Genomic DNA, 17,718 nt, shown 5'->3' with positions numbered 1-17,718 from the left:
TATGTATTTGCCAAATTAAACAGTTTAAACCATGAATTCAATCCAATAAAAAATTTAAATATCCAAAGATCTAACAGATAATCGAAATTCTCTATATTATTCTTTTGCAATTTTTGATCTTTTGACATAGATCTCTACCTTCAAACAAATTCTTTCTAAATTTCAAATAGTATTTTCGAGTTTATAAAATGGATAATTCTTTTTGGATCAGTACAACAGGAAATTTTATACTTGAAGATTACTGGTTTTTAATAGCTTTAACCAAAAATAATTTATTACTTAAAAATAATTTATTACTTAAATATTATTCTGTAACACATGATTTATTAAAATTTCCAATAACTGTTGGGGTAGTTGATTTATCCCTTTAAATAGTTCCATCCATAGATATAAAATTCGCATCAGTAAGAGAATTGTATTTATCCACATCACAGGTTACCACAATGATCTGCATGTGTTGAGCGTTTTCTTGGAGTATTTCCAGAGCTCTATGCATCCTAGCCGGGTCCGTGTTAACTAAGGGATCGTCCAGAACTACTAACTGTTTTTCATTACTGCTCAGGATGTTTCCCAGTGCCAGGCGGAACAAGCACCATACCTGTTCTTGGGTTCCGAAGGATAAAAGATCAATAGATGCTTCCTCACCAGCAACTTCGATTGATTCTGGTTTCATCTGTTTATTAAAAACAAGGGAGTATTTAGGACCTAACAGTTTTTCCAGATCTTCAGTTACATGTTTACGGATAGGTTCAGAGAGTTCTCCAATGGTATTTTCCCTGTAAAGGTTGGTGAGCTGGAATAACAGTTTCAATGCATCAGCCTCGGTTTGAAATTCTTTTTCATTGTTTTGGAGTTGTTCCAACCTTTCTTCTATGAGATTAGTGTCTGTAGATTGGCTGATGAGGATTTGCAGTTGACTTTCCCAGCTGGCTTTGTTTACTTCTTGCTGGTGGATCTCTTCTTTGAGTCTTTCCACTTTATTTTTAAGACCTTCAAAAGCACCTAAAGGTTGTTTTTCTTTTTCTTCTATTTCGTCCTGATATACCTGCCAGGCCCTCTTTTTCTGGTCAAGTTCAACAGATAACTGGTTCAGTTGTTGTTCTCTTTGTTCAGAGGTGATGTTATCATCCTCTAAACGTTTCAATCTCTTGGTTATCTCTTCTGTGATCTGTTTTTTTCCGTGAAGGTAAGTTTTTTTATCATTCACTGTTTCTTCCAGTTCCTGGAGGGTTTTTCTTTCTGTTTTGATCTCCACATTCAATTGGTTTCGGTTTTGGGTCTGGGTTTTTATGTAATCTTCCAGTAGGATGATCTTACTGGAAAGTTCATCCCTTACTTCTGATTTATCTTCACCTTCACAGGCCTTGTAGGGAGAATCACTGGGGATTTTCTTCCAATTTAGTTTAATCTTATTTTCCAAAGCAATGATCTCCTGCTGGAGTTGTTCAGGTGATTTATCAGTCCTTTTGTTTAAATCAGCCTGGATTCTGCCAATTTCTTTTTCTTTAGAGTCTTTCCTTATTACTAACTTTTGAAGATCACTTAGTTCTTCGGTTCCGTAGGGTGCCACTATTTCCTGGTAGTCAGACTGCATCTTTTGGAGTTCTTCCTTCATGATCTTTACATCTTGACTACCACTTTTAACCTCGAATTCTCCCACCTGATCTATTTTTATTTTCAATGATTGATTGGCAGTCCATGAAACATCTTCGGTAACGTTAAATGGGGTTACTTTGTTATCTAAGGATATTTCCCCGGACAGGGATGCTTGTGGTGAGACATTAAGGGTTAAACCCATGGCCTGGAGGCTGATGTTGGTTTTGTTAATCTGGGAGGTGAGTTTTTGGATTTTCTCCATTTGACTGGGTGATGGGGCCACGATTGTATTTAATTTTTCTTTTATTTGGTTTAAATCATGGTGAAGTTGGGTTATCTCACGGTATCGTTCTTTCATAGAGTCTAATGCTTGTTCATCCATTACTGTGGTATGGGCAATACCAACAATGCTCTTCTCATCATTGGCTTGGTCAATCTTTTGGTTAGTGGCATCCAGTTTTTGGAGTTTATTTTTGAGGTTATCTTCAAGACCTTTTGATTCCTCATTTAGAGGAAGGAGTTGTTGTTGTTGTAATTGTTGACATTCAGATTGGATATTGGCTATTTCCTGGTGGCTCTCATTGATTTCTTCCATCTTCTTCTGGAGTGTTTCATATCTGGCATTGATACCCTGTATCTGGCTTTCTAATTCTTCCCTGTTTTTTTGATGTTGACGGGCATCCTCAACTTCTAATTCGGTTACATCCCTTTCTTTAATTGCTTCTTTCAGATTTTTTTGGTTACGACCATATAAGATGTCAGTATCTTCAATTTTACGGACGAGTTCATCCTTTTTGTTATTGTTTAGCTGTGATTGGAGTAATTCGTTTTTTAAGGTTTTTATTTCATCTCCTACTTTTTTGAGTTGGCTTCCCTTTTTGAGTGTCTTGGTTTTATCGGTGTAAATTTCTTGAAACCTGGATCTAATATTGTTCAGGACTTTCTTTTCCTTGTCTGATTCGATGGTAGCCCCCACCATGCTTTGTAGTGAGGATAAGGTTTCATCGTTAAGGTTATCATTTATGATAGGTGTTCCCTGGACCATCCACAGGGTTTGACCTAGACCCCATTGTTCTGGTTTGGTGTCACCTCGGGTGGCTAGTTGCCCACCTACCAGTTGGAGGAGTTGTTGGTCTGCCTGGTCACCTTCTGCTATTTTCTTCCAGATTTCAGTATCACGTTTTTCCAGTATGCTTTTTTTGTCCTTGAATCCCTTGGTTATGCGGTAGATTTCTCCATTTTGGGTGAAGGTGATTTGGGAAGATGGATGTAGGGAGGTTCCCCATGGTTTGAGGGATTTGATTTTCCCGGATCCACTGGTGTGTTTGGAGTAGAAAGTGGTGATGACCGAGTCAATGAGGGTGGTTTTCCCACTTTCATTGGGGCCGTAAAGGATGTTTAAACCGTCTTGGAGTTGGATCTGGATGGGATTTGTGAATTTTTTCCAGTTTTTCAGGTGGATGGTTTGGATGTTCATCTAGTTGGCCTCCTTGATCATCTGGTACATCAGGAGAAATGCCCGGTTCAGGACCTCTGGTGTGAGGCCTTCTATTAAATCCTTATTCTGGAGCTGGGAGAAGATTTCATGGGTGCGTTCCCTGTTGAGATCTGAGTATTCCTGGATGTCTGGCTGGGTCTTCATAAGTGCCATTAAGGCTTCGAAGGTCTGGTTTACAATTGCACCCTCGGGTAGCAGGGCTTTTAATTCTAAAAGATTAGGTTTAAGGTATAGTTCATCCATGGATACTTGGAATTTCATGAAGTGGTTACTGTATTTATCTTCGAACTTGGATAGTTGGCTGATGGTTTCCTGGTCGGTTACTCCATTAACTTTGAGCAGGATGACATTATTTTGGGGTTCTTCTATGCTTTTGAGTTCTGATTCAAGGTACTGGGCATCGGATGGGTTGTTGATTTTTTTTGATAGTTTTTGCCAGGTTAATGTCCCCACATCCAGTGGGGTGATTTGGGGAGTATCATTAGGTGAATTTATCTGGACTATGACTGCTTTTCCACTGTTGTCCTCACCAAATTTGGTGGTTTCAGGTGTCCCAGGATATACTGTTTTAATGGTTCCCTCTGTATTTGGGTGGCAGAATAAGGAGTGCCATTCTCCCAGTGCTAGGTAGTCCAGTCCTGAAGTTTCGCATCTTGCCGGGTTTATGGGGAAGTTAGGATCTTCTATGAAGTCCACCTGGAGATTGCCATGGGCCACTCCAATAGACATGTCCCTACCAAGGCCAAAATCATTAGATTGAGAATCAATCCAGGCAGTGGGATCCTCCTGTGATTGTTTCTGGTTAACTGGGCAGGGATATAAGGTGCAGTTACCGGTTACTACTGGTTCTTTCTCACGGAATATGGTTAGGTTATCTGGCTTTTCCCAGATAGGATCATGATATAGGGAGTCCCTGGTTAGGGGGTCATGGTTACCTGGAAGTAGGTAGACTGGTGTGGGTGATATTTGCAAAATCATTTGACTAACTGTACCCACTAGGTTGCGGTCTACCTGGTTACTGTCAAAGATATCACCAGCAATTAAAATAAAATCAACATTTTGTTCACGAGCAGTTTCAAGAATTTTATTAACGGTTTTTAATCTTATATTTCTGGCTTTTGGTGCTTTATCCCCTAACTGTTTGTACTTCATCCCCAGATGCCAGTCAGCAGTGTGTAAGAATTTTACCATTTTTATCCCCTCTACATGGTTTATAGTAAAACTATGAATGTTTTTATTATGATGTTATTACAACTAAAATATTAAATATGTTTAGATTAATAAATTATTTTTTAAGTGATCATTGATTTTGTTCTTATGGGACAATGAGTATTGTTTGGAGGGGCAATTTATGGGATATTTAGAATGTGATATGTGTGGGGGAAGATACGAACTTGAAAATGGTGAATCACCAGATGATTTTTCTGATAAATGTGAATGTGGGGGAAATTTAAAATTTTTTGAAACCTATTCTCCCGTTGATCAAATAAATAAAAAATCAACTGTTGAAGATATAAAAAAATGTCCGCACTGTAATTTTTTAAACAAAGCAACTGCACTGTTCTGCAGAAATTGCGGCAAAAAGATGGATAAAAGTTTATTTACTCGTTTGAATGATGAAATAAACTTATTTTCTGTGTTTATTGGTCTTGGTGTTTCTTGTATAGTTTTTATTATAGGGTCTTTTTTGTTTGGTTCGATTGTTGCTTCTGCCAGTTTAGATGTTTCGATATATGTAAGTCAGGTCCTGATTGTGATGGTATTTTGTGGAGGCACTGCTACCGGTATTGTTGGATGTGAAGATTTTAAAGATGGAGCTATAAATGGGTTGTTTTTAAGTTTGATTGGTCTGGTAATATTAGGCTTTGTGATAGGGGTTATGTTATTTATAACCATGGGAATTGCAGCAGCCATGTCAAGCGCATTTGGGTCCTATTCATCAACAAGTGCTTCCTCATTAGGAACAAGCACTGTGACTTCAGATAGTTGGTTTTTAGATTTCTTTTTCACTATTATTAAGGGCATGATCATCCTGATAATGGTCTTTATTTCCGGTGCAGTGGGAGGTTCCTTTGGTGTCTTCCTTAAAAATGGTTTAAAGAATGTAACTAAGTAATGGGGGTCGAATTATGATATGCCAAAACTGTGGGCATGAAAATGATATAGATGCTACATTTTGTGAGAGATGTGGTGCTGAATTAGGACGAAATCCTGATTTCGGAAGGCGACAGCGTGAATATCCTGAAAAAAGTGGTATGTCCTCATCTACTAAATTATTGATAGTGGTAATTGTTGCTTTGGTAGCTATTTTAGGGATTACTGCAGGACTCTTGATGCAGTCAAATCAAGATGCCAACACTGCTAATGATCAACTTTCAGTTAGCGAATCTCAGGAACATGTTACATATAAAGCTGAATGGCGTAAAGTGACCAGTTTTTCAGGGGTTGATGATGATTACCGTTCCTTCACAATTAAGGGTGATCAATTCAAGGTTGTGATGTCTGCCACACCCACCATGAATTACAATACCAATTTCATGAATATTGATGTTAGTGATTTGACTGGAATCATAGGATCAGGGGAGTTAAATTGGGGACCTACTGATGCCCTGACTACTAAAGAAAAAACTGTTAAATTCACTGGATCTTCAGGAACCTACGATATCCATGTGTCAACCAAAGACCTGGAAAGCTGGACAGTAACCATCTATGATTACTATTAACCTTCGTTTTGTTGTAGAGAAGTTAAATGGAGAATAGGTGATGTATTGTAAGAATTGTGGATATGAAAATGATGATGATGCATCATTCTGCGAAAGATGCGGAGCCAATTTAGGTTCTGTAACTTCTCTACCAGCTAAGACAGGTATGAGTACCACCAACAAGGTTCTCATAGTTGTTGTGATAATACTGATTTTAGGTGTTGGCATTGCTGTTGCAATGTTGTTAACAAGTAATACACCGGTGGCTAACAATACATCCAACCACACTTCAGTAGTTGTTACTGATACAGAAACTACATCGGCAGATGATGATACCATGATACTTATTGATTCAGGGAGTATGAGTGGCACTGATGCCAAATATGATGATGGTCCCTTCACCTATGAATGGAAAACGTATCAAATTGATGATGAGAACTTAGTAATGTATGGTACTTATGTTGCTGGTAGTAAAACAGTTAAACAAACTGTAACTTTAAAAAAATTTGATGATGAAAGGGTTGAAATAACCGTCAAACCAAAATCCAGTGGCAAAAGTAGTTGGTATACTGTTACAACCCTACAAGGTTATTCAAATGTTCTTGATTATTATTGGAAAATTTTCAGACAAAATCGGGAAGAAGCTGGGCCAGTTAGTTAAATAACGGTGGAAATAGGTGTTATATAATTTTTGAAAACTGCAGAACAGAAAATCCCGAGGGAGCACGCTTCTGCATGGAGTGTGGTTTAGCCCTGGAAAAATATGCCGAGGCCTGTCCAGTTTGTGGTACTGTGAACCCGCCAGATGCAAAGTTCTGTATGGGATGTGGTCTGAATTTAGAGGAAATCGTTATGACTTCTTCTGAAACCAACAAGAGATTGATATTCATTGAATCTAATTATATTTGATGAAGAAAAACTAACTGATGAGGGGGATCCCTTCCCATAAAAATACCCCATGAACCCAAATCAGGATTATTAGGCCCAGAGGGTTATTAAATGGGCTTGGTTGACACATTAAAACTTTAGTTTCGATAGAATTAAATAATCCAATAAACTGATCTATATAATGGTGAAGGCATTGTCAGAAATTGAAAAGGAAATTATTCAGATAAAGTTTTTACTTGAGAAAATAGAGGGCATTATTGATTCCCGGCTTATTGGAGAGGAAGATGCAGAAGAGGATGAAATAAAAAAGATCATTGATTTTGAAAACAGGAAAAAAGCCGGGGAACTTGAATTAAATGAGATATAAAGTTTTTCTGGATAGGAAAGCCCAGAAAAATTTGGATAACATGGAATCAGATATCTCTGATTCTATAACAGAGAAAATTGTTAAATTAAAAACTGGTTTTGTACCTGAACTGGATATCAAAAAGCTTAGGGGATATTCTAACCATTATCGTTTAAGAGTTGGTGGATACAGGGTTCTTTTTCAACTCCAGAAGGGTCATGTGATAATTGTTTATGCTGTTTTACCCCGTAAAAAAGCTTATAAATGAATTCATTCAGGTAAATATTGTCTTCAAGATAATAAATATGAAATCTTATTCAATAACTTAGTGAAAATGGCTGTATGAAAATGAAATGTCCACAATGTCAAACAGAAAATCCCGAGGGAGCACGCTTCTGCATGGAGTGTGGTTTAGCCCTGGAAAAACATGCCGAGGCCTGTCCGGTTTGTGGTACTGTGAACATGCCAGATGCAAAGTTCTGTATGGGATGTGGTCTGAATTTAGAGGAAAATCTGAAGACAAATATTAATAAAAAAGTGTGAGCACTTCCTGAAAAAGCCAATGAATAAATTATTTATACAATTGAATACATTTTTTATTCATGTTGAGTAAACTTTTCACATCAAAAACACGGAGTAAAATTATCACCATTTTCATGTTAAATCCAGATGTTGAAATGTATGTTAGGGAGATTACCAAGAAAATCCATGAAAACATAAACTCAGTAAGGAGGGAACTGTCTAACCTGGAAGATATCGGCCTTTTAAAAAGTCGAAAAGCGGGAAATCTTAAATATTTCCAGGTTAATAAAGATTTTTATCTTTACAATGAACTTTACAGTATGGTGATGAAAACAGAGGGTGTTGCTCGCTTATTAAAGGAAAATATGGGAAAATGGGGCAAGCTCAACCTGGTTTTCATTTATGGGTCATTTGCCTCCAAAGAAGCTGGCCCAGATAGTGATATTGACATTTTCATGGTGGGAAATGTAAACGAAGATGTTATAATTAGTGAATTAAACTTGTTAGAGAAAAAGTTATCTCGTGAAATAAACTACATCATACTATCAGAGGCAGAATATCAGAAAAAAATTGATGAAGAGGATCCTTTCCTCATGGAAATACTCCGTGAACCCAAAATCATGATTATCGGTGAACTGGATGCTGGATAAGCTTGAAAATGATGGTTATACTATAAAATTATCGCCAGACCCTAAAAGAGTGGTAAATTCATTGGATCTAGCTAAAAGAGATGTTGATACAGCTGGTCGAATGTTGAAAGAAGAGGATTATGATTGGGCTTTTAACATTGCTTATAACTCCATGCTTCAGTCTGTTAGAGCCCTCATGTTTCACCTTGGCTATCGGCCTTCCAGTAGAAAATCTCATGTAGCGGTGGTAAGATTCACTAAAAATAATCTTGGGAAAAGATTATTCAATATGCCTGGACAGGATGCGTCGTAAAAGACAATGAGCAGTTTATGACTTATCTGGAACCATATCCAAAAATGAAGCACATAACATGGTAGCAAAAGCATTGAAACTAATAGAAACAGTGGAAATCGAACTAAGAAATTAATGTTTATTAATGAGAGTTCTATCTAAATGAATAACTTAAGATCAGATCAATACTCTACAAAAATTCTAAGTAGATATATGGTTATTTTTGTTAAAAAAGATAGAATCAATCGGAAAGATGATCTGATTTAACTTTAATTGGGGGATTTATTTGAATTCAGAAGAAATTATTCAAAATGCTATAGCTGAATTAAAAGATGAATACAGAAACAATAACGATTGTTTTTTTAATGAACATGACCTTCATCACGTGTTCTACTGCAAGTTATCCCATTTAGGGAATCTGGTTCGACCTGAATATCCTACTAGGAGGAGATTCTTCGCTGATAAAATTGATTCTGAGGAATATACAAGTGGCAAACATTCATTCCCTCCTAGAGGTGAAAATGTTCCGGGAAGTTCTCGAAGAGGTCATTATGATTTTGCCATTCTCAATGAAGATTTTTATAATGAATTTAAGGGTCTTTCTGATAGATTTGAAAGATTGTCCAGTAAAAATGTTGATACTAATTTAGATCAAGAAGGCAGGAAATATGTGGATATTGCCATTGAATTTAAATATATAACAGGGCAATGTCAGCGTAAAACTATAGAGTTTGACATATTCAAGCTTGAAGAAGCTGAAGAGGCTCGAAAAAAGATATTTTTGGTTTTCATCCGAAAAAGGGGAATAAGTCCTGAAAGATATGAGAAAATCATCAATTTCCTCAATAAGAAGAAAGTAGAATCTAAAGGGATACAGATGGATGTCATCCAACATGAAGATGATCGGCAGGTTTTATTTAGTTAGGGTGAGTTGATCACAGGTAAGTTTCATCATATTCTTTTTGAAATGTTTTACGCATCCCAATTTTAGTTAAACTATGTTCTTTTCCAAGCACTGTTCTTAAAAGTTTATATTTACATATTACGGCTTGAAAGTGGCACTAAATGCGCATAATTCAAAGTACCTTTAGCCATATTGTGGTAGTTGATATGAGGATTTCACTTGCTGTCCAAGTCAAATGAAGTAGCAAATGCAAGACCTTCGTCTTTGTTCACGGTTTTAATCTGCAGTTGTTACTATTCCAATATGCATACTTCAAACTAAAGTCAAGGAACAGTAAGTTTCTTAGTACTGGCTGAATTCTTACAAAAAGTCTTATAATCACAGGCATCACAGGTCCTTTTATCAGGATTGGTCTTCCAGGATGACTGGATCACCTGACCATCCACCTCATTTATGATGCTTCCTTCAATATCTGCCACCACATTATCGAATTCTTGGAGTGATTTTTCCAGGGAAATCTTATCCATAGGCATCATACGAATTGAACGTAAATGTCTGAAAGATTCGGAAAGTAGGGGCATTCTATGCTTGGGATTCCATTTTAATATAGATTTCCGGTCTCCACTATCCGGCATAATGTCAGTACTCTCTTCTTTCACTTCTCTTTTAAGCTCCTTCAAGTCCTCCCTGAATAAAGATAATTCATTGAGGTAGAAAAGTATCCCAATAAGCACTGGATTTGAATCTGGTTGTAGCGATCTTAACCAGGCATAGGTCTGCACCTGCCAGTAGTGATGATCCCATGATGGTGAGCCTACAGACGGGCGTTTCATACCTTTGTAATCTACAATAACTTCATATTTATCAGAATCTAGATTGGATAGTTTTTCCTGGAAAGCAGGATCCCTTTGTAAATATTTTATAATCAGATTTTTATCTGTTGCTTCTTCTAGTTTAACTGAGCTTAGAACATCAATTATCCCAGTTACACCATAATAATTCGATCTACTAATGCCTTCTTGGTAATGGGGCATGTCACGTATTCCCTTTAGACGGACCTCACTATCATTTACCAGTGGGAATAGGTGTGGTCCCCAGGTGTTGATGGAGGCTTCGGCCCGGATACTGGCCACCAGTTTATGGGGGTGGTGCGTGTCTGGGCAGAGTCCCTGATGTTCATCTTCCTCAGTGAAGGGACAGAACAAGTTGACTGGTGGTTGCAGTCCTCTGGATTCCATCCGTTTATGGATCTCCAATTCAATTTGTCTTATCTGTGTTTCCCAATCCCAGGGGAACTCCTTCCATTCGTTATCCTTCCATTTGAGGTAGGCTTCCTCCATAACTCCATGGATGAAGTCCCCGAACCATAACTGGATAGGCATGGATGGTGGTAGAGTTCCCTTGTTCTGGTAACGGTACTGTAAAGGGCAGGTTAGATAGGCTAACAGGTCACCGGTGAGACTGTACTCTGGGATTATGTAGGGTTTTGATCTGACTGAAAGTGACATGTTCGGCTCCTTGAATGTTTACAATAAATATTAATAAAGTTCAGGGATATAAATGATAACATGAAAAACCAGGAGGAATATCAGAACATTGCCCAAGAATTTGCTAATTTGGCTCTTGAAAAATATGGTGATCGGGTAGATACCATTATCCTTTTTGGATCTGCGGCTAGAGGTGAGGCTAGAGAAGATTCAGATATAGATATTCTCGTAGTGGGTGATGTAACCCTTGATGAACTTCTAGATGTTTCTATTCCTCTATTGCTTCAGCATGGGAAACATATTTCGGCTCAGGATATGGAGAAGTCTCGGTTTAAAAGATTAGTTGAGCAGGGTTACTCTTTTATTAACAATGTATTAGATGATGGTGTGGTTCTATTTGAAAGAACTGGAAAAACATCTGGAAAGATCTGAAGATAAGTTGGAATCCGCCCATATTTTACTTGAAAATAATCAGATAGCTGATTCTATAAGCACATCATATTATTCAATATACCATGCAACCATGGCACTATTGAAGCTTAGAAATATACATCCACGAACACATGCTGGCCTTATCTCTGAATTTGGTCTTAAATTTATTAAAAATGGAACCATAGAAGAAGATTATGCTAGAATGTTAGTAAAAGCTGAAACAGAAAGAATTAAAGCAGATTATGATGTTGATTATACTCCTTCCAGAAGAGAGGCTGAAGATGTCTTTAAAGACGCAGAAAATTTTCTTCACAGAATTAAAAAGGCAATTGAAGAACTAAAATGAACTTTTTTATATTAATATCAAATTATCCAACCCTTCCCAAGGCCAGTTACCATTCCGGGTCCATCCTGTGGCCACATTAGGTATGTCAGAATAGGTGGTAAGTCCCACCAGTAATAGTACGTCTTGTGCTCGACTGTAGGCTACAAAGTAATGCCTGGTGAGATCATCAAAGGCACGATCTCTGCCTGGTCTTTGAGGTGATCCCAAGGGAGAGCACGTTCTGATCTCATCCTCCATGGTACATGAGTTACCTCCCTCTTCTGGGAAACGTTTGAAGGCATTCATACGATGATTGGTTCTGAAATCTGAGCCCACATCCACAATTACCAGAGGGAATTCTAAGCCTTTGGACTGGTGGATGGACATGATGTTGATACGGTTATCCGGAAGGGTGTCCAGGAGTCCTTCATCAACTTTTATGGCACCAGTGGCTAAGGGTACGAAGATGTTCCAGTAGGCATCCTTTATAGAGTAGCATTCCAGGTCAGGGTCTTCTTTATCGAATACGAGCTCTCCAGCATAGTAGCTGAATAGGGCAGTTTCTGATATGGTGCGGGTGATGGCTTCCAGGTATACTAAACCCTCCACATCATCCTGCATGGTGGGTATCCAGGTTACCAGTTTATAGGCAAGATCCAGTAGGGGGACATTTTTTTTCCAGGTTTTACGTCCTAAGGGTTGTCTTTTCTGCCAGGCCTCCACAAAGGATGTTAAAGAGACCGGGGTTGAGGGTTCTGGATTGGTTTTGAGGTATTCTCTGGCAGTTTTTCTCCAGTTTTTGAAGTTATTTTTTGCAGTGAAGGGGAGCTTTTCAACCGACTCCTGTATTTCACAGTTGGGGTCTATGCAGTCTAACATTAGTCCGCATAGGACCTGTGTTTCCCAGGTTCGTTCCAGGTTTTGGCCGCGAGGGTTGAAGATGGGTATCTGGAGTTTTTCCCTTAAATGGCCGGGTAGTTTTTTCTTTTCATATGCCAGTTCCTGGGGTGAGCTTAAGAGTATGGACAGATCTGTGGGTGAACCTTCATCTGGATTGACTTTGATCAGGTAATCATGGACTCTGTATCCATCTTCGCAGACTACTTGTTGGATGAACTGGGATAAGTCACTTGCTAAGGTTTTCACATCCCTTCGGAACATGCCTAGAACAGGGAAGTCAGTGAAGGGTGGAGTTCTTTCTGGTTGGATTGCTGGTTTGTCCTTCACCCGGGCTGTTTGGAAAGTGCTATCCAATTGTGAGAAAGCATTGCAGAACTTTACAATGTTCTTGGTGGAGCGGTAGTTTTGGGATAGGTTGATGAGTACTGGCTGGTGGTTTCCTTTGACTTGGTTGTTGAATCGTTCCAAAAAGGTGGTGAATAGATCCACGGTGGCTCCTCGGAAGCGGTAGAGGGATTGGTCATCATCTCCCACCACAGTCATACTGCCACCATTATTTATGGCTGCCCTGGCGAGTTGGAAGTAGATCTGCTCCTGGAGGAGGTTGGAGTCCTGGTATTCATCCACTAATATGAGTTTCAATCCTTCCAGAAAATCATCCAGTTTGCCTGTTTTTAGTTGGTCCAGGAATTCTGCTTCTAACATGGCAAAGTCATATAGGCTTCGGCTTTCCAGTTCGCATAGATAGTCGTTGATGGCCTGGTAGGCTACTTCAAATCCTGGGTGTTGGTTCTGTTTTTCTCGTGCGAGTTGGTCCCATTTGACCTGGTCATAGTAGATACGATCTTTGATTTCCAGTAACTGTTTGCACATTTCATTGGTGTTGAAACCAAATTTTCCTCCCCTGAGATTGATTAAGTAGTCTTTGAGGTCTTCGTTGTGGTGTTTTTCTTCCTTAAAAAGACCCATGTTTAGCATGAGGGCACTGGTTACAAAGTCCTGTATGACTACTGGTGGTGCTGCACCAGGAGCCCGATGTATTTTCAGAATGTCATGGGATATGCTGTCCAGGGTTCCGGTGATGATTTGGTTGAAGTCCAGACGTCTTAGATGGGGATGTATATCTTTAAATTCAGGGGTCTTAAGAAGTACTTGTCGTATTTCATCTCCCCATGAGAGGATTCTTGATCGTAACTCACTTGCTGCCTTTCTGGTGAAGGTTGTGGCTAATATAGAAGAGGGGTGGACATCATCCACGTATATGAATTTTAGTATCTTCAACACCATGACTGTGGTTTTACCACTGCCTGGTCCTGCAACTAAAAACTGAGATTCAGTAGTGGGAGCACTGATGGCTTTGTTTTGATCTGGGTTGTCTTCTGAGGATATTTTTCGGTTTAAGTGTTCAATTACTAGTTGCTGGTATTCGTCCCAATTGATCAAATTAATCGCCTTTTTACTATTGATTAATGGAATAGCAGATGCAAAACCCTTCACATATTTTTAAATTTTTTTAAGTAGTTACCATATATCCACTATCATCATAGATCTTGCCATCTTTTGCCCCAATATATATTTCATCCCAACCAGCCTCAGTACCGTAAACTGTAACATAACTATCATAATATGTTACACGATACAGTGGCACACCATTAATTGTCACAAAATCAACAGACATTTTGCTTATGGTTTCCATTCCACCTCTATCAGTAAGGAAATCTATAGCTACTTGTTTGGCTTTGGCTTCACCAATATAATTATCTTCATTATCTTCATTATTAACTGATTTTGTGGTATTATTCACAGAATTATTTACATTTAATGTGGTGTTATCGGTAGTATTGTTAGTAACTGGCGCTTTACTCGTCAATAACATTCCTATTGTAATGCCTACACCTAAAATCAAAATAACAATAATTACAATTAATATTTTATTGGTAGTGATCATCCCTTGTTTTTTTACCTTAGTAACTGGAGAAGGTACATATCTTAATTTACCTCCACATTCACAAGATTCAAAGTCATCAGGAGACTCACCTTCCTGAAGCTCATATCGACCACCACAATTTTCACATTCCAAATATCCCATATTATTCCCCTTATAATTGTGAAAATTAATATAATTAAACACACATCATTTCATTAATGGAGCATTTTTGGAGATTTATATTCCTCCTCATTATAAACATCCCTTTCGAGAATTTCCTTTGTTTGGGTGTTTACAATTTTCTGTACTTTGCCATTTTTAATCTCTACTTCAACAAGTCCTTCCCTAGTTACATATTCAATAATTACAGGATCCATAATTTCCTCTTTTTCCCCTAATTGATTATTCTTGAAAACTTTGAATTTCCTTCCTATTTTAAAATATGTGTTCATAAAAATCCTCCTTTTTAGATGTTTTTCAGTAATTCACGTTTATCATACCATTTTTTACCAAATTTAATCCAATCCTTTGGTTCAGATTTAATATTACCATCCTTATCTTTGATCATTATATCATTAGGTTCCCAAATAAATCGTCTTATGGGATCAGGATTTTTGATCTCATCTATCGTCATAAAGATGTCTTCAGGAGTTAAATCGGCTACTAAACCCATGAATAATTTAACTTCTTGGAATGTGGCCATGAAACTTCTTGAGAAAATAGTTAGAATTTCCTCAGAACGAATATCATATTCATTTTCTACTTTAGCAAGAAAATCGTCAACTTGCTTAAAAATAATTTCAAAATTAGGAGTGATTTCAAGTATTTTTTGAAGTCCTTTTTCCATATTTTTATCCTGCAGGATGAAAACAGGTTGTTTAAGTGCATTTTCCATATCTGTCATGTTTGCACCATCCCAAATAACTAAGACTCCTTGTGGATTAGATGTAGGTTTGAGACAGTCCTCAAAGTCATTCAGGTAACCTAATACTTTGTAAACACTATCTACAATGTAATTTCTTTCATTGGTGCGTTTCACTTCAACAATGCGATAAAATGTTTCATTATTATTCTGGAATTTTAACATAATGTCAGGACGTCTTAAATTAACACTCGGATCATAAAATTCAAAAATTTCCTTATTTTTACTACATTCATAGAATCTTAATGGCATTTTCTGATAGAAAATACAGATTTCAAGGTCATTTAATGTATACCTAGCTGTATAATTTGATCCAGGTTTTAAAAGTCCGAATTCTAATTCTCCTGGACAGTTATCTAATAAATTGAGAATTTTAATCAAAACGTATATTTCAAATAACATATCATTATTCAAAGGCTCGAAAATTTGACTTTCAACTAGTTGCCGGAGAACTTCTTGGTCATTAGTAATGAATAATTTCTCATAAAGTTCATAGCATTCTGCAACCTGGTCATATGATTGATTTCTGTGTCTGTAGGCTTTTTGAAGTGTTTTAGGTTTTATTAAACGTGGTAAACTAATTTGTTGGAAATAAATATTTTTAGAGACATTTTTGACCTTGTAATACCTGGAACCAATGATATCAACCCATCGGCGCCACTGGTCCTGTTCAATTAGTTCTTCAGGAATAGAAAGCTCAATAGTTTCAGTTAAACTACGGATCTTCCATAAAATAAACTTCAGAAGCTGATTTTCAGGTAAATCATACATTTTGGTTGCAGGTTGACATATGAAAAGGCTGGGATCGTTAAAGCCCTGACTATACCTTTCTTTAATAGTTAAATTCCAATCAATTCTCCCTCTAACAACACCCCTACATTCAATAACTTCCTTTTGTGTGGAGTGTGAGAGATTTCTGATTAATTTGGGTAATACATTTACCAAAGCTTCCACTTCAGGACTTAAAAGAAAATGAACAGTTTTTAAGAAATTCAGATCTGAGTCTGAAAGTCCCAACTCCTTTAGAGGAACATGGAGATTAGGAACAGCTTCATTGAAGAAGTATCTATAAAGTGATGGTTTAATGAATTCAAGGACTTCTTTTCGATCCTTAGCTTTCCAACAACCATCAGCAGAACCAGAAATCATTTCGCGTCATCCAGTTTAATGGTTGAAATTTCTTCCAATCTTTGTTTTATTTCATCTGAATCTTCAAAGATAGATTTCAGTATTTTCCATATATCCAAAATTTGAGATTTCTCTAAACCTTCAAATTGGGGCATTATATAGGAAAGAACTGCATCTTCTAAGATATGATCAGTGCTTCCGATTTCCTTTCTGGCAGCTACATATTCTGCCACATCTTTAAAGATCGCAGGCCCTATCTCACGATAGGGGTTAATATCTAAAAGTTGATGGATTTTTTGAATATAAACTTCATCAAGATCCTCACACCAACTGTTAATTAGTTCTATATATTCTTCTACAACGGGCAAATCAATATAAATAAAAGTAAACCTTCGCATGAATGCATAAGACATTTCATAGAGATAATCTTTATCATAAACATTCATAGTGGATAAAATTCGCCAATTTTTCCCTACACGATAGGTTGCTGTTTCAGAATCATAATAGCTTCCAATTTCTTCAGTAGGTTGAATTCGAACTGATTTTCCGTTTATTTTGAAAGGTAATTCAACGCCTTGGCCTGATAAAACAGTGAAAAGTTGACCAAAGGCTTTATCAATATCCGCACGGTTTATTTCATCGATAATTAACCATTTATCTTCTTTTATGGCCTGTAAGAACTTACCTTCTTCAAAGATTAACTTTCCAAATTCATCTGGCATGTAACCACCGATAGTATCAAAAGTTGTCCAATCAGAAGTAGCTGTTGTTAGAACATAGCCTTTTGTAAATTTATGATCCTCTGCAACTTTACAAACATCCTCTGCAAGATTTGTCTTCCCAGTACCTGGTGCTCCCGTAAGCATAACATGTTTACTACTATTTAAAGTTCCACAAACTTGTTCTTTAATCTTAGATGCTATTTTTAATTTAGTTTCAATGAACTCAGGTTTGAGGAAAACGGGTTCAAACTCAGATATTTTAATGGTACTTCCTAATAATGGCAGTGGATTACCTTTCGCATAGAATCCTAAATTTTTGTCACATAACCAGTGACAGAAGATGTCAAAAATAGCAAAGTCATGAACTTCTGGAAGGTATTCTGATAGATTTATTAAAAAATTATTTATAGTTAACGACATAGAAAATTTTATATAATGCAGGTTTTATATTTACTTATATGAAGAGAAAGCCAACTATAAATAAGGATTTTACAAGTG

21 protein-coding genes are annotated in these 17,718 nt (G+C 37.2%); 13 read left to right on the top strand and 8 right to left on the bottom strand.

Going from position 1 to position 17,718, the window contains the following annotated elements; translation table 11 throughout:
• Positions 1-188: 188 nt before the first annotated feature.
• Positions 189-371, top strand: a complete 183-nt coding sequence (locus tag J2743_RS11770; protein WP_209627436.1) for a hypothetical protein — start codon at positions 189-191, stop codon at positions 369-371.
• Here the strand turns inward: J2743_RS11770 and J2743_RS11765 are convergent.
• Positions 368-3,073, bottom strand: a complete 2,706-nt coding sequence (locus tag J2743_RS11765) for an AAA family ATPase (RefSeq protein ID WP_209627434.1) — start codon at positions 3,071-3,073, stop codon at positions 368-370. The genes J2743_RS11770 and J2743_RS11765 overlap by 4 nt on opposite strands.
• The gene (locus J2743_RS11760) at positions 3,074-4,285 is read right to left on the bottom strand and encodes a metallophosphoesterase family protein (protein WP_209627432.1); all 1,212 of its coding nucleotides are present in this window, start codon (positions 4,283-4,285) and stop codon (positions 3,074-3,076) included. It abuts the gene before it with no gap.
• Positions 4,286-4,445: 160 nt separating this feature from the next.
• Here J2743_RS11760 and J2743_RS11755 point away from each other — a divergent pair, with 160 nt between their 5' ends.
• The 10 genes from J2743_RS11755 to J2743_RS11710 all read left to right on the top strand — a co-directional run bounded on the left by J2743_RS11755 (position 4,446) and on the right by J2743_RS11710 (position 9,398).
• Positions 4,446-5,210, top strand: a complete 765-nt coding sequence (locus tag J2743_RS11755) for a zinc ribbon domain-containing protein (RefSeq protein WP_209627431.1) — start codon at positions 4,446-4,448, stop codon at positions 5,208-5,210.
• A gap of 13 nt (positions 5,211-5,223) precedes the next feature.
• Complete coding sequence (locus tag J2743_RS11750; RefSeq protein WP_209627430.1) at positions 5,224-5,817, top strand: zinc ribbon domain-containing protein; 594 nt, start codon at positions 5,224-5,226, stop codon at positions 5,815-5,817.
• A gap of 40 nt (positions 5,818-5,857) precedes the next feature.
• Positions 5,858-6,457, top strand: a complete 600-nt coding sequence (locus J2743_RS11745) for a zinc ribbon domain-containing protein (protein ID WP_209627428.1) — start codon at positions 5,858-5,860, stop codon at positions 6,455-6,457.
• A 23-nt stretch (positions 6,458-6,480) separates the two neighbouring features.
• Positions 6,481-6,705 (top strand): zinc ribbon domain-containing protein, encoded by a 225-nt coding sequence (locus J2743_RS11740; protein WP_342451652.1) that lies wholly within the window; start codon positions 6,481-6,483, stop codon positions 6,703-6,705.
• Between the two features lie 172 nt (positions 6,706-6,877).
• Positions 6,878-7,051: a hypothetical protein gene (locus J2743_RS11735; RefSeq protein WP_209627424.1), complete on the top strand. Its 174-nt coding sequence runs from the start codon at positions 6,878-6,880 to the stop codon at positions 7,049-7,051.
• The gene (locus J2743_RS11730) at positions 7,041-7,298 is read left to right on the top strand and encodes a type II toxin-antitoxin system RelE family toxin (RefSeq protein WP_209627422.1); all 258 of its coding nucleotides are present in this window, start codon (positions 7,041-7,043) and stop codon (positions 7,296-7,298) included. The genes J2743_RS11735 and J2743_RS11730 overlap by 11 nt, the downstream gene beginning before the upstream one ends.
• A 74-nt stretch (positions 7,299-7,372) precedes the next feature.
• Complete coding sequence (locus J2743_RS11725) at positions 7,373-7,573, top strand: zinc-ribbon domain-containing protein (RefSeq protein ID WP_209627420.1); 201 nt, start codon at positions 7,373-7,375, stop codon at positions 7,571-7,573.
• Positions 7,574-7,707: 134 nt separating this feature from the next.
• Positions 7,708-8,202 carry a nucleotidyltransferase domain-containing protein gene (locus J2743_RS11720; protein ID WP_209627418.1) on the top strand — a complete coding sequence of 165 codons (495 nt, stop codon included), beginning with the start codon at positions 7,708-7,710 and terminating at the stop codon, positions 8,200-8,202.
• Entirely contained in the window at positions 8,192-8,494 is a 303-nt protein-coding gene (locus J2743_RS11715; protein ID WP_209627416.1) for a HEPN domain-containing protein, read from the top strand. Before J2743_RS11720 ends, J2743_RS11715 begins: the two co-directional genes overlap by 11 nt.
• A 265-nt stretch (positions 8,495-8,759) precedes the next feature.
• Positions 8,760-9,398: a hypothetical protein gene (locus J2743_RS11710; protein ID WP_209627414.1), complete on the top strand. Its 639-nt coding sequence runs from the start codon at positions 8,760-8,762 to the stop codon at positions 9,396-9,398.
• Positions 9,399-9,700: 302 nt separating this feature from the next.
• Here J2743_RS11710 and J2743_RS11705 read toward each other — a convergent pair whose 3' ends face one another.
• Complete coding sequence (locus tag J2743_RS11705) at positions 9,701-10,885, bottom strand: PD-(D/E)XK nuclease family protein (RefSeq protein WP_209627411.1); 1,185 nt, start codon at positions 10,883-10,885, stop codon at positions 9,701-9,703.
• Positions 10,886-10,945: 60 nt separating this feature from the next.
• On the opposite strand from J2743_RS11705, the gene J2743_RS11700 reads away from it, so the two are divergent.
• Together J2743_RS11700 and J2743_RS11695 are read left to right on the top strand one after the other, a co-directional pair.
• The gene (locus tag J2743_RS11700) at positions 10,946-11,296 is read left to right on the top strand and encodes a nucleotidyltransferase domain-containing protein (RefSeq protein WP_209627409.1); all 351 of its coding nucleotides are present in this window, start codon (positions 10,946-10,948) and stop codon (positions 11,294-11,296) included.
• Positions 11,262-11,642: a HEPN domain-containing protein gene (locus J2743_RS11695; protein ID WP_209627408.1), complete on the top strand. Its 381-nt coding sequence runs from the start codon at positions 11,262-11,264 to the stop codon at positions 11,640-11,642. The genes J2743_RS11700 and J2743_RS11695 overlap by 35 nt, the downstream gene beginning before the upstream one ends.
• 6 nt (positions 11,643-11,648) lie before the next feature.
• Here the strand turns inward: J2743_RS11695 and J2743_RS11690 are convergent, their stop codons facing one another.
• The 5 genes from J2743_RS11690 to J2743_RS11670 form a co-directional block, all read right to left on the bottom strand.
• Positions 11,649-13,964, bottom strand: coding sequence for an ATP-dependent helicase (locus J2743_RS11690; protein ID WP_209627406.1), 2,316 nt, complete (start codon positions 13,962-13,964; stop codon positions 11,649-11,651).
• A gap of 70 nt (positions 13,965-14,034) precedes the next feature.
• A complete protein-coding gene (locus J2743_RS11685; RefSeq protein ID WP_209627438.1) occupies positions 14,035-14,610 on the bottom strand; it encodes an FmdB family zinc ribbon protein in 576 nt (191 codons plus the stop codon).
• A gap of 53 nt (positions 14,611-14,663) precedes the next feature.
• The gene (locus J2743_RS11680; protein WP_209627405.1) at positions 14,664-14,900 is read right to left on the bottom strand and encodes a hypothetical protein; all 237 of its coding nucleotides are present in this window, start codon (positions 14,898-14,900) and stop codon (positions 14,664-14,666) included.
• A 14-nt stretch (positions 14,901-14,914) separates the two neighbouring features.
• The gene (locus tag J2743_RS11675) at positions 14,915-16,519 is read right to left on the bottom strand and encodes a hypothetical protein (protein ID WP_209627403.1); all 1,605 of its coding nucleotides are present in this window, start codon (positions 16,517-16,519) and stop codon (positions 14,915-14,917) included.
• Positions 16,516-17,640 carry an AAA family ATPase gene (locus J2743_RS11670; RefSeq protein ID WP_209627401.1) on the bottom strand — a complete coding sequence of 375 codons (1,125 nt, stop codon included), beginning with the start codon at positions 17,638-17,640 and terminating at the stop codon, positions 16,516-16,518. The genes J2743_RS11675 and J2743_RS11670 overlap by 4 nt, the downstream gene beginning before the upstream one ends.
• Positions 17,641-17,718: the final 78 nt, after the last annotated feature.

The sequence above is a fragment of the Methanobacterium petrolearium genome (assembly GCF_017873625.1).
In the GTDB taxonomy this organism is placed as follows: Archaea; Methanobacteriota; Methanobacteria; order Methanobacteriales; family Methanobacteriaceae; genus Methanobacterium; species Methanobacterium petrolearium.
This window is presented reverse-complemented; position numbering and strand designations above follow the sequence as displayed.